Origin of the sequence: Qipengyuania gaetbuli (assembly GCF_009827315.1) — a bacterium.
In the GTDB taxonomy this organism is placed as follows: domain Bacteria; phylum Pseudomonadota; class Alphaproteobacteria; order Sphingomonadales; family Sphingomonadaceae; genus Qipengyuania; species Qipengyuania gaetbuli.
The window spans coordinates 2,026,633-2,043,109 of the sequence record NZ_WTYF01000004.1 but is presented as its reverse complement, the minus strand read 5'-3'; the positions used below and the strand labels follow the sequence as shown (position 1 = coordinate 2,043,109).

Genomic DNA, 16,477 nt, shown 5'->3' with positions numbered 1-16,477 from the left:
AATGAAGAGAATCCCTACAACCCTTGCAGCCCTGGCGGTGGTAATGCCGCTGTCCGGTTGCCAGAACTTCCTCAGCGCTTTCGATCTCGGCAAGCATTCGCGGGCGAGCCAGCCGGTCTTCGGCGAAGCGGATCTCGAGGAAGGACGCCGGTTGCTGGCCGAAGGCCAGATCGGCAACGCCCTGCCCGCCTTGCAGCGCGCCGCACTCAATCGCGAAACCGCGCCTGAAGCTGCCAATGCCCTTGGCGTGGCCTATGCCCGCCTCGGCCGCGGCGATCTCGCCGAACGCTATTTCCGTGCTGCCGTCACCCTGGCACCGGAAGAGACCAAGTTCGCTGCCAATCTCGACCGCTTCTATGCTAGCGACCTCGGGCAGGACCTGCGCACGCTCTACGCCCAGCGCGAGGAGGCTCGCAAAGCCTACACCGAATTCGCCAAGTCCGACGAGGCCGTGCGCCCCGATATCCCGGCCGAACAGGAACGCGTGGTCGTCAGCGGAGGGCAGGAACGCCGCATCACCTTGGCTCGCGGCGCGACGTCTTCGCGGATCGCGCTCGGTGCGCCCCAGCCTCTCGCCGCGCCCGAGCGCGTGCGTGTCTCGGTGGCCGAAGTGGCCGACGCACCCGCCAAGCCTGCCGTGCGGGTGAGTGTGAACGGCCAGCAGATGCGCCCCAGCGCTTCTGCCCGTCCGGCCGAAATCCGTGTCGGTGCCACCTCCGGCTATCCCATGCGGGTGCGCATCGGAAAAGAGGCGCGTGTGTCCGCCACGCCTGCCAAGGGCTATCCGGTGCGGGTCAGCCTTAATGCGCCCAAGGTCGAGCAAGAAAAGAAATAACCGCTCGAAATGGCCATCGCCTCCTTGTCCTTCGGGGTTCTCGCGGCGCTTTCGACCATCGGTGCCCTCATCGATGTGCTTAAGCGCAAACTGCCCAATTACCTGTCGCTTGCGATTGCCATTGCCGGTCTCGGCTTTGCCTTCGCTGCGGTAGGATGGGTCGGCCTTGGCCTGCATTTCGCCCATGTCGTCGTCGCCTTCCTGATCGGCTACGGGCTATTCGCCGGCGGCATGTTCGGGGCAGGCGATGGCAAGTTCTATGCCGGCGTGGCGGCCTTCTTCCCGATCCAGCTTGCGCCGGCCCTTGCCCTTGTCATCCTTCTGATGGGCGGTGTGATGGCCATCTTCTGGCTCCTCGCCCGGAAATTCAGTCCAAAGCTGCGGGCACGCAAGGACGATTTTGCCAAAATGCCCTACGGTCTCGCGATCGCGATTGGCGCGGTGGCGCTTTCCACCGTGCGCCTGGCGGTCTGAGATGGGACGCGCTCCTCCTCCACCGTACCGGACCAAGGTCATGCAAATGGGGGTCATCGCCGCGACCGTAGCAGTGACATTCCTCGTCGTGTTCCTTGCCTTCGCCTCGGCTGCGGCAGTCCGCCCGCAGGACCCGTCACGCGATATCCTGCGCGTCGCGCTCGAACCTGCCCCTGCCGAAAGCGTAGTCGAGTTCGGCCACGCAGCGCAGCGCGCCGACACGGGCGAACAGGCGGCCAAGCTTGCCGAAGTTGCCCCGCAGGCGCCCGGCGCACCGGAGCCGTCGCGCATGGGTCCCGCGCCGCGCGGATCTTCCGACAGGAACATCCTCGCGCTCGATTTCTCGCTCAAACCCAACTTCAATCCCGGGCCCGACGGCATGCGGGTGACCAAGGCGCTGGCGCGGGAAAAGGGCCCGCAGACCGAGCTGCCGATCATCCTGGTCGATGCGACCCGTATCGAGATCGGGCGCGCAGAGCTCCTGTCCGCGCTCGAACGGCTCGGGCTGGCGATGGACGATGCAAAGCTTCCGCAGGGCGACCGCCTGTCGCTCGATGCCGTCCGCCGAGCAGGACTGGACCTGCGCTACGACGCGATAAGGGACCGGCTCGTATTGATGGACTGAGCCGGGCGCCGGCCTAATCGCCGTCGCCCCAGTCGATCGAGACATCGACCCTGGCTTCATCGACACCGGCCGCCTCGGCGATACGCTTTTTCGCATCGCGCACGATTTCGGCCAGCGAGCCCTGCACGATCTCGTCCGGTTCGCCGAGGTCCGGCGTGCCGTAGACCAGTTCCAGCTCGCTCACGCCCAGCTCGTCGGCGAGGCGCTGCATGGTCTTGTGCCGCGGCCGCACCTGGTCGCTTTCCCACTTCCACAAGGTCGGCTTGCTGACCCCGACGGCGGCGGCGAGCCCCCGCATGGTCATGCCCCTTCGATTGCGCAGGTGGCGGATGCGTCCCCCCAGCGTAGCGTGGTCGACGCCGTGCGTTTCATCCGGGTCGGACGCCGCCTCATTGGCCGCGTCCAGCTGTTCGGGTGTGAGCGGCGTCGAAAAGCTGCAGCCATAGAGCTGGTCATCGAACCAGACGACTTTCGCCACCGTGGGCCCGACCTTGGGCAGCACCACTTCGAGCGGGGCATCGAAAGCAAGCGTCGCCTGCGTCTTCACCAGCATCCCGCTGTGCGACAAATTCATGATTTCCGCGTCGAAGGCGCGGCCCGACTGGCCAACGCCGGTATTGAGACGGAGCACGAGGCGGGGTTTCCGGCGCCGCCGGTCGGCCTCGTCTGCGGAGGTTTCCTCGGTCCTCGTCTCGTTCACCTATTCGTCCCAGTCGCGTGCGATGCTGCGTCATCACGAAATGCAGTGTGGCAAAGCGGTGCCAGTTTGTCACCGTGTAAGGGTCAGAAACAGGCGCGGGATTGGTAAGTGTCCCCGGCTGGCCTATCGAGCGGGCCATGCGCAGTGATCGCCCGCTTGCGCCCACGCCCGCGGGCGGTGACGGCTGGCGCGAGGAAATCGCCGCGACCTTCCGGCTGGCCTGGCCGCTGGCGCTCGCCAACCTGCTGCAGATGCTGGTCCATGCGGTCGACGTGATATTCGTCGCACGGCTGGGCGAGCGCGAACTGGCAGCCTCCGCTCTCGGTATCGCCTTGTTCGGCCTGACGATGTGGGCCTTCACCGGTCTGGTCGGGATGGTTGCAGCTCTCATCGCCGAGGAACTGGGTCGGCGCCGTCATTCGGTCCGCGAGGTTCGCCGCTCGGTGCGCATGGCCATGTGGCTCTCGGTCGTCGCAGCGCTCGTCGGGATGGCGATCTGCTGGCAGGGCGAGGCGCTGATGCGGCTGACCGGCCAGGACGACGCGCTGTCCGAGCGGGCAGGCGACTTCCTGGTCATCATCATGTTCGCCATGTGGCCGATGATCGCCTCGAGCGTCCTGCGCAATTTCGTTTCCGCGCTCGGCCGCCCGGTATTCGCCACTGCCATCACGGGCGTCGCGCTGGTCGCCAGCGTGGTGTTCAACTACGCCTTCGTGTTCGGCAATCTCGGTGCCCCGGCGCTCGGCCTCGAAGGCTCGGCACTGGCGAGCGTGCTGACCTCGTTCGTCCAGCTTGCCAGCTACCTTGTCGCCATCCGCCTCGACCGGCGCCTGCGTCGCTACCGCATCCTCGGCAACTGGTGGCGGCCCGAATGGCCGAGAATGCGCGAATTGGTGATCCTGGGCACGCCGGTGATGATCATCATCATCGCCGAAGCCGGCCTGTTCAGCGGTGCCGCACTGCTGATGGGCCGGATCGGACCGGCCGAGTTGGCAGGCCACACGATTGCCCTGCAGATTGCGGCGCTTGCCTTCCAGATACCCTTCGGCCTCGGTCAGGCTGCGACCATCCGGGTCGGCTACCACTATGGCGCGCGCGACCGTGCGGCGATGGGCCGGGCCGGCTGGGTCGGCATTGCCATGGGCGGTGCCTTCATGTGCATCACCGCAATCCTGATGCTCGTCGCGCCGATGCTGCTCCTGCGCATCTATATCGATCCAACCCTCGCCGCGAACGCCGCCATGGTCGTGTTTGCCGTGCGTTACATGAAGGTGGCCGCGGCGTTCCAGCTGTTCGACGGCGTCCAGGCTGTTGCGGCAGGCGCCCTGCGCGGCCTGCAGGACACCCGTGTACCCATGCTGATCGCGGTCTTCAGCTACTGGGTGCCCGGCTTCGGCACGGCAATCTGGCTCGGCTTCTATACCCCGCTGGAGGGAACCGGAGTGTGGATCGGTCTGGCCATCGGACTGGTTTTCTCGGCCGGACTGCTGACCTGGCGCTGGGCGAGGCGCGAGACACTCGGCCTCACGGCAGAGCCGCACCACGCCTTCTAGGAACGCGCACGCCTCGGCAGGCACCGCGCAAATTTTTTGGCCCCGACCCCGTTGACTCCGCGCCGGGGCGCTACCAAATGCGCACCCGCTGGCACTCTCCGGGTGGGAGTGCCAATCCAGACATTCACTCTCAGTAGAAAGGTCATCAATATGGCATTTCGTCCGCTGCACGACCGTGTGCTCGTGCGTCGCATCGAAGCAGAAGAAAAGACCGCCGGCGGGATCATCATTCCCGACAGCGCCAAGGAAAAGCCGAGCGAAGGCGAAGTCGTGGCCGTGGGCAACGGCTCGAAGGCCGAAGACGGCACCGTCACTCCGCTGGACGTGAAGGCCGGCGACCGCGTGCTGTTCGGCAAGTGGTCGGGCACCGAGGTCAAGCTCGACGGCGAAGACCTGCTGATCATGAAGGAAAGCGACATCATGGGGATCATCGGCTGAGCCCGATCCGCATCGCTTCCAGACACTAGAAACGAATTTCAGGAGAAACACCAATGGCAGCCAAGGACGTAAAGTTCGGCCGCGACGCGCGCGAAGGCATCCTGCGCGGCGTCGACATCCTCGCCAATGCCGTCAAGGTCACGCTGGGCCCCAAGGGCCGCAACGTCGTGATCGACAAGAGCTTCGGCGCACCCCGCATCACCAAGGACGGCGTCAGCGTCGCCAAGGAAATCGAACTGAAGGACAAGTTCGAGAACATGGGCGCGCAGATGATCAAGGAAGTCGCATCGAAGGCGAACGACGCCGCCGGTGACGGCACCACCACCGCGACCGTTCTGGCCCAGTCGATCGTGACCGAAGGCATGAAGTCGGTCGCCGCTGGCATGAACCCGATGGACCTGAAGCGCGGCATCGACCTCGCCGTCACCAAGGTCGTCGAAGACCTCAAGGCGCGTTCGAAGGCCGTCTCGGGCTCGAATGAAATCGCGCAGGTCGGCATCATTTCGGCCAATGGCGACAAGGAAGTCGGCGAGAAGATCGCCGAAGCCATGGAAAAGGTCGGCAAGGAAGGCGTGATCACCGTCGACGAAAGCAAGGGTCTCGAATTCGAGCTCGAAACCGTAGAAGGCATGCAGTTCGACCGCGGCTACCTGTCGCCCTATTTCATCACCAACCCGGAAAAGATGACGGTCGAACTCGAAAATCCGTACATCCTGATCCACGAAAAGAAGCTGTCGAACCTGCAGGCGATGCTGCCGGTGCTCGAAGCGGCTGTCCAGTCGGGCCGTCCGCTTCTGATCATCGCCGAAGACATCGAAGGCGAAGCGCTGGCGACGCTGGTGGTCAACAAGCTGCGTGGCGGCCTCAAGGTTGCAGCCGTCAAGGCTCCGGGCTTCGGCGATCGCCGCAAGGCCATGCTGCAGGATATCGCGATCCTCACCAAGGGCGAGATGATCAGCGAAGACCTCGGCATCAAGCTCGAGAACGTCACGCTCGGCATGCTTGGCCAGGCCAAGCGCGTCACCATCGACAAGGACAACACCACGATCGTCGATGGTGCCGGTGATGAAGCCGACATCAAGGCGCGCGTCTCGGAAATCCGCACGCAGATCGACAACACCTCGTCGGATTACGACCGTGAGAAGCTGCAGGAACGCCTTGCCAAGCTCGCTGGCGGTGTGGCCGTGATCAAGGTCGGCGGTGCCACCGAAGTCGAAGTGAAGGAGCGCAAGGACCGCGTCGACGACGCGCTGCACGCAACCCGCGCAGCCGTTGAAGAGGGAATCGTCCCGGGCGGCGGTACCGCCCTGCTCTACGCCACCAAGGCTCTCGACGGCCTCGAAGGCGCGAACGACGACCAGACCCGCGGCGTGGACATCGTCCGCCGTGCGCTGCAGGCACCGGTTCGCCAGATCGCGACCAACGCCGGCCATGACGGCGCGGTTGTCGCCGGCAAGCTGGTCGACGCCAATGACGAAACGCTCGGCTTCAACGCCGCGACCGACACCTACGAAAACCTCGTGGCTGCCGGCGTCATCGACCCGACCAAGGTCGTTCGCACCGCTCTGCAGGACGCAGCCTCGGTTGCCGGCCTGCTGATCACGACCGAAGCCGCGATCGTCGACAAGCCGGAAGACAAGCCGGCTGGCGGCATGCCCGACATGGGCGGCATGGGCGGTATGGGCGGCATGGGCTTCTAAGCCCGGCACCACAGCCGAAAGAAAAGAGGCCCGGCGGAGCGATCCGCCGGGCCTTTTTCGTCGGTTGAACCAATTGTGCGGCTGTAAAACGCCAAAAAAGACCCGGCGAGCATGGGCCCGCCGGGTGCAAAGTCGAGAAAGCTTGTTGTCTAACAGGCTCCCTTCAGGTCGCAAGTCGCTGATAAGCGACATGACTTGCCGGAAGAATAACGCAAACGCGCTATATTATTGTATTTGGGAAGACTAATATCGCGGCAGGGCAGCTATTCGCCGGACGATGTCGACCTGACGCGAACAGCCCATCTTCGCCGCGACAGAGCGCACCTGCAGGCGCACGGTATGGATGCTGGTGTTCCGGAGGTCGGCAATCTCGCCGATCAAATGCCCGTCGCAAAGCAATGTAGCGACCTGGCTTTCTGAAGGGGACAAGCCATAGATCCGCTGCAGGTCGGCCGACAGGTCGGGCGCTGTCGCGGGCATGATCTCGAGCAGGATAGTGCCGTCCATTTGCGGCAAGGCGATTGCCTCATCCGGCGGCGCGTCGGGCCGGGTGAGGCGAAGGCCGGACATTCCCGCGCCGGGCTGCACCGCTATCGCCGAAAGCGCATCCTTGAAGGGCTGGCGCATCCGGATTGCGGGCGGGCGAACGAAGCCTTCGTGGAGTTCCAGCACCTGTCCGGCCTTCAGCAGCGCGCGGCCAGCTGCATTGGCTTCGACCAGCCTGCCTGCTGAAGTGAGAGTCATCATCGGCCGCCCGAAGCTGTCGGCAAGGCCGCGGTGGCGCTGGGCCGAACTTTCGAGCGCGACGATCTTTCCGCGCGCGGCAAACAGCTGTGCCAGGGCAGGTGCAAACCGTCCAAGCGCGGCCTTCTCCTCCTCCGAGAATCTCGCCTGGCCAATCCCCCGCTGGAAGGTCACTGCCCCCTTGCCGCCAGCGAGTTCGAACGGAACGCCGAGCGCACGGAAGGTGTCGTCCCCCATCGGGCGGATGAAGTCCTGGTAGAGCAGGCTGTTTTCGAATTCGCGCCCGCCGATCAGCCGCTCGAGGTCGAGCACCTGTTGCGGCCGCCAGTTCGACAGCATCGCGCCGACACAGGGGTCATGCTCGAGATATGCGCTGCCGTAGAGCGCGATCTGCTCCGCAGACCACCAGCCGTTATCGATCGCGAAATCGCTGAGGCCGCCCTCCAGTCCGAAGCCGCCGAAGAAGGACCGCGCACCGATGCTCTGCGCGAGTTCGCCGACGACGTCGGCGAATGCCTCGGCATCGTATATCGCCTCGACGAGACGAGCGGTTGCGACCCAGCCCAAGATCGGCTCCCTGAATTACGGCGGCGAGTTCTGCTCTCGCCTCGATTGACGAATGACTCCTGCGTCCGGCGGCTCCGGTCAGCCGCCCTTGCGGCTGGCTTCCACCGCCGCAATGACATCTGCCGGCCAGGTCACTTCGGTCTGCGTCTGCGGATTGAAGACGCCGCCCGTGTACTGCGCCGCTTCGGCTGCTGCGATTTCCTCGGCAGTGAGGAATTCGCTGGGCTCGAGCGCGAAGACGTCGAGGCCGCGGCTGATTTCGGTCGCGTAGATACGGCCGTTGTACCAGTAGGCCGACCAGTAGCCGCCGGTGATCAGCTGGTCCTTGTCGATCGGGCCACGGTCGAAATAGGCGATCTCGACCGGGTTGGTCGCATCGGTGAAGTCGATCACCGAAATGCCGCCCTGGTACCATGCCTGCACGAAGATATCGCGGCCCGGGACCGGGATGATCGAACCGTTGTGCGCGACGCAGTTCTCCTTGTCGCTCTGCGGAGCGGGAAGCTTGAAGACGCCGCGATATTCGAGCTTGTCGCCATTGAGCGCATAGAAGGCGTCGGCACCCCAGGTCACGGGATCGCCCGCTTGGCAACGCGGTCGACCGCCGCCGCCCCATTCGTCGGTGAACAGCACCTTGGTGCCGTCATTGTTGAAGGTGGCCGAGTGCCAGTAGGCGAAGCCCTTGTCGGTCACATCGGCGATACGCGTCGGCTTCAGCGGGTTCGAGATGTCGAGCACGATGCCATTGCCCGAGCAGGCCCCGGCAGCGATCTTCTTCGACGGGAAGACCGTGATGTCGTGGCACTGGTTCGTGACATTGGTGTCCTGCGTGCCTTCGCCATGGTCGCCGCCGCGCCAAAGGCCGGCGATCTGGCCGTCCTTGGCAAACACGCGCGGGCTGTCGACGATACGGGCCGCCGCGGGATTGGCGACCGGGATCTCGATGACGTCGATGCTGAAGAGCGCGGTCTCGTCACCGGCGGTGTTGAAACAGCCCGCCATTTCCTTCTCGTCGCGCACATAGGACGTGCCCGAATTGTAGACGACGATGGTCTTGTCGTCGGCCGTGACGATCGAGTGGGTGTGGCTGCCACGGCAGGTCTGCACCTGGCCGACCTGGCGCGGGCGGGTGATGTCGGAGATGTCGAAGATGCGCAGGCCGCGGAAGCGCTCCTCGCTCACCTTGCCATTGACGCCCTGCAGGCCGCAATCGACGCGCGCGCGGCTGTCCTGCACGCTCATCACGAGCAGGTCGCCGACGATCGAGACGTCGCCCTGCCCGCCCGGGCAGACGACCGAGCTGACCAGCTGCGGCACGCCGTCTTCGCCAAGACGATAGGCGTTGAAGCCGTGATAGTTGCCGGCCACCATCAGGTCGCCGGAAAAGGCCATGTCGGTATTGGCGAAGTCGAGCAGCGAACCACGCTTGCCGAAGCGCGGCTTTTCTTCCTCGCCGTCCTCGTCCTCGCTCGCAGCCTTCTTGGCCGGTTTGGCCTTGCCGCCCTTCTCGTCCTTCTCGTCCTTGTCCTTCTCGATGCGCGGCTGGAGTCCGGCGGGGTTGGCAGGATCGAAAAAGCCGGTGGGCTTGGGCTGCGCAACGACCAGGCGCAGGCCGGAAATCGCCTCGCCAGCGTTGCGGAAACCGGCGGCCAGCGTGGCGCGCGGGTCGGTCGAGAGTTCGGCGAGCACGGCGTTCATGCGCTCGATCTCGGCCTGCTGGTCGCTGACGACCTCGTTCGTGAATTCGAACATCACCGGTTCGTAAGCGCTGCCGGGGGCATCGTGCAGGGCCTCGACCATGTCGAGTGCGCCCTGGTGGTGTGCGACCATGAGCATCAGGAACTGGCGGTCGAATTCGGTCCCGCGAGCGGCAGCAAGCGCCATCATCTGTTCGCCGCTGGCCATGCCTTTCATGCCGCCGTGACCGGCGTGACCCATATGCGCCGAATGGGGCATGGAGACCGCTTCCCCGCGCGCTTCCAACCACTCGCGCATGAATTTCATCTCGTCCTTCTGGCCCGCCTCGATACGGTCGGCGGTCTTCAGGATTGCGTCGTTATTAGTGCGCTCTTTCACCAGGGCAGCCATGTCGACGGCCTGCTGGTGGTGGACGATCATGCCCTGCATGAAGGCGACGTCGGCGGGAGAATAGGACGTGTCCGAAAGCGCCACGGCTTCGGTCTTGTCGATGATGCGCGGCGCTTCGCCCGGCGCACCGGGCAGCACGATGGGCACTTCCTGCGCCAGCACCGCGTGGGAAGAGGAAAGCAACAGGCCAGCAGCCGTTACGCGGATAATCGATTTCATGTCAGTCCCCCGGGGCAACCCAAACCTTGGCGGGGCACATAGTTGTCATGGATCAAAGCCGGTCAAGCCGGAAAGCGATAGGCTCAAGTCGTTGGCCCGTGATGGTTGGCAATTCGTCGAACCACGAGAGGCAGGGCGAGCGCGCAGCGCGCCGGATTGGCGGACCGGATCGCTCCCTCGTCCGTTGACAGGATGAGACATCGAACGAGCCAGAGGAGATATCCCATGAAAGTGCCGCACAAGGCCCACGTCGCCATCGTCGACGGGGAAAGCTTCACCGTGATGCGCAATACGGGCAAGCCCTTCGAGCCCCGGCTTTCGGACGCAGAGAAGCCGGATCTCAGCCCGAGCAATTTCAGCGCCGGCGTGCGTCATCAGGATCCAATCGGCCGCCAGCTTGGCCGCACCGACCTCGAAGAGCTTGCCCACGGTGCCGCGGCAGCCGAATGGCTGAATGCCAAGGCGATTTCCGGCGAGATCACGGACGTGCTGATCATCGCCGATCCCAAGACACTGGGCGAAATGCGCAAGCACTACCATTCCGAACTGCAAAGCAGGCTGGTGGGCGAGATCGACAAGACCGTGACCGGCCAAAGCACCGACCGCATCGAGAAGGTGATTGCGTCCGCGTAACGCGTCTTGACGCCGATAAACAAGCATCGAGCGTGCTTGCGACACATTCTGTCGCGGGCGCGCTTGATTTGCTCGATTCCGTTACGTTAAGCAGGCCCTAACCAAACTGTGCTATACGTAACGGTATGCGAATGAAGAACCTCGGCAAGACAATCCTGGCGGCGACGCTGGCCTTCGCAGCCCCGACCACGCTTAGCGCGCAGGACAATTCCTACCTCAAGCAGTTCGATACGGCGCTCGGCACGGAACTGCGCGCGCCGCAAAGCTTCGAGGCCATTTACGACAATGCGTTCGAGCAGCGGCTGGCCGAACTGGCCGACGGTTCGAACGGCCGGATCGGCGTTGCCGCCATCGATTTGACGAGCGGCCAGATGGTAACCGTCCTTGGCGACCAGCGCTTCCCCATGGCGAGCACCAGCAAGATTGCCGTGGCCGCGACCTTCCTCGAAGGTGTCGAGAAGGGCAAGTGGAGCCTCACCAGCGAATTCCCGCTCCTGTTGCCGCGCAAGTCGGCCCGCTTCTCCAGCAAGGTCGCCCCGGTCTACGAGGGTGAATACATGAAGGCGATCGACCTGATCGAAATCATGATCACCCGCTCGAGTAACCCCGCCACGGACGCACTGCTGCGGGTTGTCGGCGGGCCGGATGCGGTGAACGACTGGGTGCGCCGCCAGGGCATCAGGGATTTCAGCATCGACCGCGATATCGCCACCCTGGTACGTGACGACGGCGAATACGACCCTGCGCAGCACATCGACAAGCGCGACAGCGCCACGCCCAAGGCGATGCTCGACCTGCTGAGCGGCCTTTACCAAGGCAAGTTCCTGAAGCCTGAAAGCCGCCGCGTGCTACTCGGCGCCATGAGCCGTACGCGCACGGGCAAGCGCCGCATCCCCGCGCTGATGCCGGAAAGCGTGCGGGTCAGCCACAAGACCGGCTCGCTCAACAATACCTCGAGCGATGTCGGCATTCTCGAGACGCCGGACGGCCGCGCCGTGGCGGTTGCCATCTATGTCACGGGACAGGGTTCGCGTCTCAATCGCGAAGCCAAGATCGCGCAGATCGCGCGGGCCATCCACGATGGCTATTCGGCGCAGACCAACAATCCCAAGCGGGTGTGGACCAACGCCGATTTCGGCGGGAAGTAAGCGCAGCTTTCCCCGCAAGTCTGTCTGTCACCCAAACGAAAAGGGCGGTGCCTTGCGGCACCGCCCTTCGTGTTTCGTCGGATGAACCGGCGAAGCGGGCTGATTAGTCAGCCTGAGCTTCGGCTTCGGTTTCGCCTTCGACCGAAGCTTCGACTTCAGCAGCAGCTTCGTCGGCTTCAGCAGCAACTTCTTCACCAGCTGCTTCGACGGCTTCGCCAGCAGCTTCCATGTTTGCTTCTGCGTCAGCAGCAGCAGCTTCGGTGGTGGCTTCAGCAGCGTCTTCGGTGGCTTCCGAGCAAGCGGCGAGCGAGAGAGCAGCGGCCGAAGCGGCAGCAACGAGAGCGATCTTGCGCATAAGATAAATCCTTAAACAGCGAGTTTGGGTGCGAATTCGGCGATGATCCGCCTCCTCCGCGCAAGACCCTTTCGAGGCCTTACGAGGCCCTAAATAATGGCCGGATTGTGGCGCTGCAAGCGATTTCGCCACATTCATGCCCAAATTCGCCTCATTTGCCCCCAAATCGCCCGATTTCCGCCATTTGTCGGCCACATTTTTTCGAGGCCTTTCCGCTCCCCAAGACCCTCAACCGCTGCTAGGCAGCGCCATGATGGCCGATAAAAAGCACCTCTATCTCGTCGACGGGTCCGCCTACATTTTCCGCGCCTATCACAGGCTGCCGCCCCTCACTGATCCCGAAGGCACACCGGTCGGCGCGGTTTACGGCTACACCACCATGCTGTGGAAGCTGGCGGAGGATCTCGACAAGGCGGAAGGCCCGACGCACCTCGCGGTGATTCTCGACAAGTCGAGCCATTCCTTCCGCAACGAGATCTACGACCAGTACAAGGCCAACCGGCCCGCTCCGCCCGAAGACCTCGTGCCCCAGTTCCCGCTGATCCGCGATGCGACGCGCGCCTTCTCGCTGCCCTGCATCGAGGAGCCCGATGTCGAGGCCGACGACATGATCGCCTCCTATGCCCGGGCCGCGCAGGCACAGGGCTGGGACGTGACCATCGTGTCTTCCGACAAGGACCTGATGCAGCTCGTCGGCGAGAAGGACGGCGCGCGCATCGACATGCTCGACACGATGAAGAGCGCGCGCATCTACATCGAGGAGGTCGAGGAAAAGTTCGGCGTCCCGCCGGAAAAGGTGGGCGACGTGCTCGCCCTGATGGGCGATTCGGTCGACAATATCCCGGGCATCTTCGGCGTCGGGCCCAAGACCGCAAGCAAGCTCATTGCCGAGCATGGCGACCTGACAGCTGCGCTCGATTCGGCAGAGGACATGAAGAAGTCCAAGCTCAAGGAGCGGCTGCTGGAACACCGCGCGGACGCGGAACTCAGCCGCATTCTCGTGACGCTCAAGGAGGACTGCCCCCTGCCCGTCGCGCTCGAGGACATGAAGCTCGACGGCGTGCCGCCCGGCCCGCTTGCCCAGTTCCTCGAAAAGCACGGCTTCACCAGCCTGCTGCGCCGCCTCGATGCCGGTGCCGGGAGCCCCGGCAGGCCCACCGAGCTCAATCCCGCCAAGCAGGAAAACGCCAGCGCTCCCGCCAATGCCGAGGGTAGCCGGCAGCCGCTACCCGAGATGCCGAAGGTCGACCGGAGCGCCTATGAATGCGTCCAGTCGATAGAGCGCCTCGAGCACTGGATCGAGCGCGCCAGGGCCGCACGGCTGGTCGCCATAGATACCGAGACGAGTGCGCTCGACAGCATGGCGGCGGACCTCGTCGGCATCAGCCTTGCGCTCGGCCCGAACGATGCCTGCTACATTCCGCTCGCCCACGGCGGGACCGACATGTTCGCCGAAAAGCCCGACCAGGTGTCGCTGGATGCCGCGCTTTCCGCGCTGCGCCCGCTGCTGGCCTCCGATGCGGTGATCAAGGTCCTGCACAACGGCAAATACGACCTCAACGTCCTTTCTCGCTACGACGTCGAGGTCGCGCCGGTCGAGGATACGATGGTCATCAGCTTCGACCTCGATGCGGGGCGCGGCCTCGACGGGATCGGCGGCGGCCACGGCATGGACGAGCTTGCCGAACGGCACCTCGGCCACACCTGCATCGCGTTCAAGGAGGTGTGCGGCACCGGCAAGAAGGCCATCCCCTTCGGCGAGGTCCCGCTCGACAAGGCGACCGAATATGCCGCCGAGGACGCCGACGTCACATGGCGGCTCTACCAGCACCTGAAGCGGCGCCTGCCGGATGAAGGCGGTGCGGCCATTTACGAGCGTGTCGACCGGCCGCTGGTGCCCGTAGTCGCCCGGATGGAACAGCGCGGCATCGAGGTCGACCGGGCGCGGCTGGCCAAGCTGTCGGAAGAATTCGCGACCGAGACCGGACGGCTGGAAAAGGAGATCCACGCGCTTGCCGGCGCAGAATTCACCGTCGGCAGCCCCAAGCAATTGGGCGACGTGCTGTTCGACACGCTCGGCTACAAGGGCGGCAAGAAGGGCAAGAGCGGCCAGTATTCGACCGACCAGTCGGTGCTCGAACGCCTGTCGGGCGAAGGCGCGGAAATCGCCGACAAGGTGCTGGAATGGCGCCAGCTCAGCAAGTTGAAGTCGACCTATACCGACGCGTTGCAGGACGCGATCAATCCGAAAACCGGCCGGGTCCATACGAGCTACAGCCTCGTGGGCGCGCAGACCGGGCGCCTTTCCTCGACCGACCCTAACCTGCAGAACATCCCCATCCGCACCGAAATCGGCCGCCAGATCCGCGAGGCATTCGTTGCCGAAGAAGGCAATGTCCTGCTCGCCGCCGACTATTCGCAGATCGAGCTGCGGCTGGCCGCGCACATGGCCGATGTCGGCCCGCTCAAGGACGCCTTCGCCAATGGCGAGGACATCCACGCGCGCACGGCGACCGAGATGTTCGGCGAAGTGACGCGCGATACCCGCGCCCGGGCCAAGACGATCAACTTCGCCATTCTCTACGGCATTTCGCGCTGGGGCCTTGCCGGCCGTCTCAAGGTCGAGCCGGACGAGGCGCAGGCCATGATCGACACCTATTTCCAGCGCTTCCCAGGCATCCAGCGCTACATCCTCGAAACGCTCGAGCGGGTGCGCGAGCGCGGCTATTCGGAGACACTGTTCGGCCGCAAGACATGGTTTCCGCGCATCTCGTCCAAGAACCAGGCCGAACGGCAGGGCAGCGAGCGCGCGGCGATCAACGCGCCCATCCAGGGCACCAGCGCCGACATCATCAAGCGCGCCATGGTCCGCATGGACGAAGCCCTTGTAAACGCAGGGCTCGACAAGGTGCGTATGCTGCTCCAAGTGCACGACGAACTCGTTTTCGAACTGCCCGAAGGGGACGTCGAACGCGCTTCGAAGGTGATCGAGGAGGTCATGGCCGGTGCGGCCGGCCCCGCGGTCAGCCTCGATGTCCCGCTCGGCGTCGAAATCGGGACCGGCAAGAGCTGGGGGGCCGCGCATTGAAGGAGATGATCGCCGCTGTGCGCACGACGCGCCGATGGCCCAATGCGGCGATGTCGCTCGTCATCTTCGCGTTGATGATCGCGGTCGTCTACCTCGTCTACCAGACACTCTCCAGTGAACGGGACGAGCGAGAACAGTCGCGCCTGACTGCCAGCGTGCTTGCCGAATTGCAGCAGGTCGAAGTCGCCGCGCTCAATGCGGAAACCGGCCAGCGCGGCTATCTCATCACGCTCGACCGGCGTTACCTCGCATCCTACGAGGAAGGCAGCGAACAGATCGAACCGACGCTGCGCCGCCTGCGTGCACTGCTCAAGGGGCAGACCACGGTCAGGCAGGAAGAGCTGCTCGACCAGATCGATGCCCTGGCACGCGCCAAGTTCGCCGAGATGGAACGCAGCGTGCTGCTGGTGCAGGACGGCCGCCTGCTCGATGCGCGTCGTGCGGTCCTGTCCGACGAAGGGCAGGAAGCGATGGAACGGCTGCGCCGTGCGATCGAGGAAATGCGCCTGATCGAACGCGACATCCTGGCCGCACAGGCTGCGGAAACCGCCCGGTTGGAGGCACGCATCCTGCCGCTGCTCGGCGGTCTCATCGTCCTTATCCTGATCGCCATCCTGCTGGGCGCGAGGCTGGTATCGCGGGCCGCCCGGGCCGAAGCGGAGGCCGCACAGGCCGCTGCCGTGGTCGAGGCACGCGACCGCGCCGACCTGCTTGCGCGCGAACTCAACCACCGCGTGAAGAACCTCTTCGCGGTGGTCCTCGCCATCGTCCAGATGAGCGCGCGCGACAAACCGGAAGCAAAGCCTGTCACGGACAGCATTTCTGAGCGTATTCGCGCGCTCCTGACCGCGCACGAAGTAAGTCAGGGTGCGCTGGAGACACAGGTCGCTTCGCTCGAGGCGCTGGTCGACACCTCGCTCGCACCCTACCGCTCGTCTTCGCAAACGGCGACCATCGGCGGCCCCGAAGTACTTGTCCCAGCCAAGCGGATCACGCCGCTCGGCCTCGTGTTCCATGAGCTGACCACCAATGCCGTGAAATACGGTGCCTGGGCGAACGGCGGGACCATCGACGTATCCTGGGAACGCAAGGACGATCGCGTCGTGCTGGTGTGGAAGGAAAGCGGCGTCCCTCTCGACGGAGAGCCCGAGCGGCAGGGCTTCGGCAGCCTGCTGATGAACTCCGCCGCGCGCCAGTTCGGCGGATCGGTCACGCGGGATTTCACGCCCGACGGGCTCGTCGTGACTATCGACCTGCCTGCCGACGAAGGCCCCGCTTCGCTTGCAACCGATAACGCCAATCCGTAGTCG

14 protein-coding genes are annotated in these 16,477 nt (G+C 64.5%); 10 read left to right on the top strand and 4 right to left on the bottom strand.

Annotation, left to right across the window (positions count from 1 at the left end; translation table 11 throughout):
• Window position 1 precedes the first annotated feature (1 nt).
• The 3 genes from GRI42_RS12575 to GRI42_RS12565 are packed head-to-tail and all read left to right on the top strand — an operon-like array spanning window position 2 to window position 1,934.
• A complete protein-coding gene (locus GRI42_RS12575) occupies window positions 2-835 on the top strand; it encodes a hypothetical protein (protein ID WP_160608815.1) in 834 nt (277 codons plus the stop codon).
• A 9-nt stretch (window positions 836-844) separates the two neighbouring features.
• Complete coding sequence (locus tag GRI42_RS12570; RefSeq protein ID WP_160608814.1) at window positions 845-1,309, top strand: A24 family peptidase; 465 nt, start codon at window positions 845-847, stop codon at window positions 1,307-1,309.
• A 46-nt stretch (window positions 1,310-1,355) separates the two neighbouring features.
• Entirely contained in the window at window positions 1,356-1,934 is a 579-nt protein-coding gene (locus tag GRI42_RS12565; RefSeq protein ID WP_160608813.1) for a hypothetical protein, read from the top strand.
• A 13-nt stretch (window positions 1,935-1,947) separates the two neighbouring features.
• Here the strand turns inward: GRI42_RS12565 and GRI42_RS14180 are convergent, their stop codons facing one another.
• On the bottom strand, window positions 1,948-2,634 hold the full coding sequence (locus GRI42_RS14180) for a helix-turn-helix domain-containing protein (RefSeq protein WP_160608812.1): 687 nt from the start codon (window positions 2,632-2,634) through the stop codon (window positions 1,948-1,950).
• Window positions 2,635-2,771: 137 nt separating this feature from the next.
• Here GRI42_RS14180 and GRI42_RS12555 point away from each other — a divergent pair, with 137 nt between their 5' ends.
• From GRI42_RS12555 to groL, 3 genes are all read left to right on the top strand, one after another.
• Window positions 2,772-4,187: an MATE family efflux transporter gene (locus GRI42_RS12555; protein ID WP_160608811.1), complete on the top strand. Its 1,416-nt coding sequence runs from the start codon at window positions 2,772-2,774 to the stop codon at window positions 4,185-4,187.
• A 150-nt stretch (window positions 4,188-4,337) separates the two neighbouring features.
• Window positions 4,338-4,625: a co-chaperone GroES gene (groES, locus tag GRI42_RS12550; RefSeq protein WP_090477425.1), complete on the top strand. Its 288-nt coding sequence runs from the start codon at window positions 4,338-4,340 to the stop codon at window positions 4,623-4,625.
• Window positions 4,626-4,678: 53 nt separating this feature from the next.
• The gene (groL, locus tag GRI42_RS12545) at window positions 4,679-6,325 is read left to right on the top strand and encodes a chaperonin GroEL (RefSeq protein WP_160608810.1); all 1,647 of its coding nucleotides are present in this window, start codon (window positions 4,679-4,681) and stop codon (window positions 6,323-6,325) included.
• Window positions 6,326-6,568: 243 nt separating this feature from the next.
• On the opposite strand, the gene GRI42_RS12540 is transcribed toward groL, so the two are convergent.
• Both GRI42_RS12540 and GRI42_RS12535 read right to left on the bottom strand, forming a co-directional pair.
• Window positions 6,569-7,636 carry a helix-turn-helix transcriptional regulator gene (locus tag GRI42_RS12540; RefSeq protein ID WP_160608809.1) on the bottom strand — a complete coding sequence of 356 codons (1,068 nt, stop codon included), beginning with the start codon at window positions 7,634-7,636 and terminating at the stop codon, window positions 6,569-6,571.
• Between the two features lie 78 nt (window positions 7,637-7,714).
• Window positions 7,715-9,943 (bottom strand): DUF305 domain-containing protein, encoded by a 2,229-nt coding sequence (locus GRI42_RS12535; RefSeq protein ID WP_160608808.1) that lies wholly within the window; start codon window positions 9,941-9,943, stop codon window positions 7,715-7,717.
• 225 nt (window positions 9,944-10,168) lie between these two features.
• Between GRI42_RS12535 and GRI42_RS12530 the strand changes: the two genes are divergently transcribed.
• A complete protein-coding gene (locus tag GRI42_RS12530; RefSeq protein ID WP_160608807.1) occupies window positions 10,169-10,576 on the top strand; it encodes a baeRF12 domain-containing protein in 408 nt (135 codons plus the stop codon).
• A gap of 125 nt (window positions 10,577-10,701) precedes the next feature.
• Window positions 10,702-11,724, top strand: coding sequence for a serine hydrolase (locus tag GRI42_RS12525; RefSeq protein WP_160608806.1), 1,023 nt, complete (start codon window positions 10,702-10,704; stop codon window positions 11,722-11,724).
• A gap of 103 nt (window positions 11,725-11,827) precedes the next feature.
• On the opposite strand, the gene GRI42_RS12520 is transcribed toward GRI42_RS12525, so the two are convergent.
• On the bottom strand, window positions 11,828-12,079 hold the full coding sequence (locus tag GRI42_RS12520) for a hypothetical protein (protein WP_160608805.1): 252 nt from the start codon (window positions 12,077-12,079) through the stop codon (window positions 11,828-11,830).
• 253 nt (window positions 12,080-12,332) lie between these two features.
• Here GRI42_RS12520 and polA point away from each other — a divergent pair, with 253 nt between their 5' ends.
• Window positions 12,333-15,167, top strand: coding sequence for a DNA polymerase I (gene polA, locus GRI42_RS12515; RefSeq protein WP_160608804.1), 2,835 nt, complete (start codon window positions 12,333-12,335; stop codon window positions 15,165-15,167).
• A gap of 5 nt (window positions 15,168-15,172) precedes the next feature.
• Window positions 15,173-16,474, top strand: a complete 1,302-nt coding sequence (locus tag GRI42_RS12510) for a sensor histidine kinase (protein WP_234034044.1) — start codon at window positions 15,173-15,175, stop codon at window positions 16,472-16,474.
• Window positions 16,475-16,477: the final 3 nt, after the last annotated feature.

Coding starts and splice junctions, on each gene's coding strand:
- GRI42_RS12575 (WP_160608815.1), top strand. CDS start 2: ATGAAGAGAATCCCTACAACCCTTGCAGCCCTGGCGGTGGTAATGCCG.
- GRI42_RS12565 (WP_160608813.1), top strand. CDS start 1,356: ATGGGGGTCATCGCCGCGACCGTAGCAGTGACATTCCTCGTCGTGTTC.
- GRI42_RS12570 (WP_160608814.1), top strand. CDS start 845: ATGGCCATCGCCTCCTTGTCCTTCGGGGTTCTCGCGGCGCTTTCGACC.
- GRI42_RS12530 (WP_160608807.1), top strand. CDS start 10,169: ATGAAAGTGCCGCACAAGGCCCACGTCGCCATCGTCGACGGGGAAAGC.
- groL (WP_160608810.1), top strand. CDS start 4,679: ATGGCAGCCAAGGACGTAAAGTTCGGCCGCGACGCGCGCGAAGGCATC.
- groES (WP_090477425.1), top strand. CDS start 4,338: ATGGCATTTCGTCCGCTGCACGACCGTGTGCTCGTGCGTCGCATCGAA.
- GRI42_RS12525 (WP_160608806.1), top strand. CDS start 10,702: ATGCGAATGAAGAACCTCGGCAAGACAATCCTGGCGGCGACGCTGGCC.
- GRI42_RS12535 (WP_160608808.1), bottom strand. CDS start 9,943: ATGAAATCGATTATCCGCGTAACGGCTGCTGGCCTGTTGCTTTCCTCT.
- GRI42_RS12555 (WP_160608811.1), top strand. CDS start 2,772: ATGCGCAGTGATCGCCCGCTTGCGCCCACGCCCGCGGGCGGTGACGGC.
- GRI42_RS12510 (WP_234034044.1), top strand. CDS start 15,173: ATGATCGCCGCTGTGCGCACGACGCGCCGATGGCCCAATGCGGCGATG.
- polA (WP_160608804.1), top strand. CDS start 12,333: ATGGCCGATAAAAAGCACCTCTATCTCGTCGACGGGTCCGCCTACATT.
- GRI42_RS12520 (WP_160608805.1), bottom strand. CDS start 12,079: ATGCGCAAGATCGCTCTCGTTGCTGCCGCTTCGGCCGCTGCTCTCTCG.